The organism is Gilvibacter sediminis, assembly GCF_028561565.1.
GTDB lineage: Bacteria > Bacteroidota > Bacteroidia > Flavobacteriales > Flavobacteriaceae > Gilvibacter > Gilvibacter sediminis.
This window is the reverse complement of record NZ_JAQQTE010000016.1, coordinates 1-2,450: the sequence shown is the minus strand read 5'-3', so window position 1 is coordinate 2,450 and position 2,450 is coordinate 1. Positions and strand designations below refer to the sequence as shown.

Annotated in this window: 3 protein-coding genes; all 3 read left to right on the top strand. The window is 35.1% G+C overall.

Annotated elements, in window-relative coordinates:
* Positions 1-111 precede the first annotated feature (111 nt).
* The 3 genes from POW22_RS10360 (at position 112) to POW22_RS10350 (ending at position 2,221) form a co-directional block, all read left to right on the top strand.
* Positions 112-576 (top strand): hypothetical protein, encoded by a 465-nt coding sequence (locus tag POW22_RS10360; RefSeq protein ID WP_272832601.1) that lies wholly within the window; start codon positions 112-114, stop codon positions 574-576.
* 681 nt (positions 577-1,257) lie between these two features.
* The gene (locus tag POW22_RS10355) at positions 1,258-1,629 is read left to right on the top strand and encodes a hypothetical protein (RefSeq protein ID WP_272832600.1); all 372 of its coding nucleotides are present in this window, start codon (positions 1,258-1,260) and stop codon (positions 1,627-1,629) included.
* Between the two features lie 136 nt (positions 1,630-1,765).
* Positions 1,766-2,221 carry a hypothetical protein gene (locus tag POW22_RS10350; RefSeq protein WP_272832599.1) on the top strand — a complete coding sequence of 152 codons (456 nt, stop codon included), beginning with the start codon at positions 1,766-1,768 and terminating at the stop codon, positions 2,219-2,221.
* Positions 2,222-2,450 lie beyond the last annotated feature (229 nt).

Here is a 2,450-nt window from a genome sequence, read left to right as displayed (position 1 = left end):
CAAGGCCATGGTGGAAGAGAAGAAAATTTAATTTAAAGAGATAAAACGTTACGTTTAGCGCGCGTCGGATGGTTCGCACGGCGTTTATACGGGGACGTTGTGCACAAGCTAATGAAACTACAGCCATATTTAGTATTTCTGCTGCTAACTATTAAATTATCAGTTGCCCAGAATTTGAATATGATCATTCAAGTTAATGGTGAACTATGTGTTTCCGGTGTTACAAATAGCCGGATTGCAATTGAATTTTTAGATGGAACAAAGGATGAGATAGCAGTACATTATGTGCCCGGAAATTTAATTGTGACTGTTAATCAATTAGAAAAAATTCAAGCAGACAGCGTATCAAGAATATCCTTTTTGTTTGAAAAGCCATATGAAAAGGGAAAATTCATCGAATATTCTTTTTTTGAAATAGAAATGAAAAAGTACCATTTCAAAAAGGATTATTTGATTCTTCATATTTACGATTTTAAAGACAGGAGGTATAGACGAAAATATGGATGCCTCACTGAGGATGAATTTATTTATGAATTTGAGTTTCGTGGTTCAGGCACATTGATTAGTTGTAAATAAACAGCCAGTGCACAACAACGCATAATCGCCATCGCTCACAAGGCTAGGGTGAAAGAGAAGAAAATTTAATATAAAAAGATAAAACGTTACGTTTAGCGCGCGTCGGATGGTTCGCACGGCGTTTATACGGAGACGTTGTAAAGCATTTTGTTGAAAAATAGATCTATTGATAAATATTATAAGGTCTTTGGTGTTGTCACTATAGTGGTGGGAATTATAAATTTATTTTACCAGAACGAAATGAGTTTAATTCAGCGTTCTTTTAATTCTATTTTATTTATCGCATGCTATCACTTAATTTATATGTACTTTACTAGGTTTTTGAATTCAATAGCCAAAAAAAATAAGGTCAACGAATCTCTTGTTTTATTTATTTCGGCATTCTCAATTTTTGGTGCCGTAGCGATAGCACTATTTTTAATTTTTATGGCGTTCATTGATAATGTCGTATCGCTTTTTATTTTGGTGATACCAATTTCATTATTTCTCGGCTCGATTAAAGTGTATCGAGAGAATGATAAATAGTTAAAGAAAACACTTTACAACAACGCATAAACGCCAACGCTCACAAGGCCTTGGTGGTAGAGAAGAAAATTTAATTTAAAAAGAAACAACACTACGTTTAGCGCGCGTCGGATGGTTCGCACGGCGTTTATACGGGGACGTTGGCTATAATTTATTATGAAACTGATTTTATCATTTTTGGTATTGACTTTTATGACTGTTACGTCAAAGTCTGTAGTTGGGAAATATCAAATAAATGATGATTTTAAAATAGACATTCTGATTCTAAAAAGAAATGGCAAGTTTGTTTACGAAGATCGTGGGGACAGCTGTTGGACCTGGACAGATCGTAAAGGAAATTGGGAATTGAAATCTGATACATTGATATTGAATGAGAAACGTCCAAGTTTCGTTATTGATGAAGAATCTCTAGAAGTTGTAAAGGAAGAGTCGGTAGTGAAAGAGCATAAGTTTATCCTTGAAGGAGAAAATTTGCGATTATTCAAATCTGATCTTTTCCAAAAGGACAAAATATTCAGTAAACTATAGCCAACAGCGCATAAACGCCAACGCTCACAAGGCAAGGGTGGAAGAGAAGAAAATTTAATTTAAAAAGATAAAACGTTACGTGTAGTGTGCGTCGGAGGGTTCGCACGGCGTTTATACGGGGACGTTGGCAAACATTATGAACAAAATTCTAGCTTTAATTTTCTTAGTAGTCTTCGTTCCCAATAGTTTTGCCTGTATCTGTACCACATTATGGCAAGTGTGGAACAAGGATGAATATATCGAATTGGTTAACTACACTGATGTCATTTTCATTGGAGAATTGAAAGTTGTATCATTTGAAGAAGATTGTTATGAATTTGAGATATTAGATGTGTTCAAGGGTGACGTAGAAGTTGGAAGCATATTGACGGGTCATTACATAACGTCTTGCTCAGACATGCCGAGTTTATATGGAAGCTACTTAATTTACGGTGACTACGATAATTTTGATGGAAAATCAACATTTGAATACAGTCAATGTAGCCCTTCCAAGATGGTAAGTCAGTTCATTAATAAAGAGGAAACTAAATATTTCGAAAAGGAACTTAGTTTTCTCAATGAGTATTTTAAGCTTGAGGTAACAGTTAAATAAATAACATTTGCCAACAACGCATAATCGCCATTGCTCACAAGGCCAGGGTGGCAGAGAAGAACATTTAATTTAAAAAGAGACAACACTACGTTTAGCGCGCGTCGGATGGTTCCCACGGCGTTTATACGAGGACGTTGTAACGCATTACTAAATACACTTTGAAAAAACTATTCCTATTTATAGCATCTTTATTTTCTGTGAACGCAAGTTCACAAGCTCAATTTGATTT

What these genes read in the sequence shown, in the direction of transcription:
- POW22_RS10350 (WP_272832599.1), top strand. Translation starts at nt 1,766, where the DNA reads ATGAACAAAATTCTAGCTTTAATTTTCTTAGTAGTCTTCGTTCCCAAT.
- POW22_RS10360 (WP_272832601.1), top strand. Translation starts at nt 112, where the DNA reads ATGAAACTACAGCCATATTTAGTATTTCTGCTGCTAACTATTAAATTA.
- POW22_RS10355 (WP_272832600.1), top strand. Translation starts at nt 1,258, where the DNA reads ATGAAACTGATTTTATCATTTTTGGTATTGACTTTTATGACTGTTACG.